The 586-nt window shown below is 73.4% G+C and carries 1 protein-coding gene; it reads right to left on the bottom strand.

Translation table 11 applies throughout. The annotated features are described in order from the left end of the window. Positions 1-102: 102 nt before the first annotated feature. Complete coding sequence (locus tag ACOV8S_RS31125) at positions 103-264, bottom strand: hypothetical protein (protein ID WP_448321836.1); 162 nt, start codon at positions 262-264, stop codon at positions 103-105. Positions 265-586 lie beyond the last annotated feature (322 nt).

The raw sequence follows: 586 nt of genomic DNA, 5'->3' as shown, positions 1-586 counted from the left end.
GGCTTTCCGGGAGCTTCCGGAGACCCTGCGGCGGTTCATCTCCGGCGCGTGACCGGGAGGTTCCGGGTCGCGGACGGTGACCGCGCACCCCCGGAGCCCGGGTCACGACCCGGGCTCCGGGGGTGCGCGCGTGCGGGACAGGCCGCTGCCGGACAGCGAGTACTGGTTGACGTAGGCGCCCATGCCCTGGGACTCGAAGAAGCTCTGCATGCGGTCGGTCCGGGCGACGGCCGCGGAGTCGGCGGCCCACCAGGCGTGGTCCACCGCCCAGTTGACAGAGGTGCGACATGCGTCGAAGCGGAAGCCGCCGTGGTTGCCGGCATTGTTGGGCTGCCGCTGAACTCGGCGTAGTCCGGGTTCAGGCCGGTGGTGGCGTGGGTGGCCTTGGTGAAGTAGGAACGGCTGGTCTGCGCGGCCTCCCGCCAGGACTGCCGGGGGAGCGTTGCCCCGCGGGCCGTCGGGGCGAGCCGAGGTGGGCGGGCGCCGGCCAGGTGTGGGCGGGGACGCCGATCTCCCGCAGGTGGGCGGCGATCTCGCCGGGCACCTCTGGTGACCAGCCGATACGGGCCACGGCGTACTTGGGCCA

Source organism: Streptomyces sp. CO7, assembly GCF_053474865.1.
The sequence above is the reverse complement of the archived record's forward strand: the minus strand, read 5'-3'. Positions and strand labels throughout refer to the sequence as shown.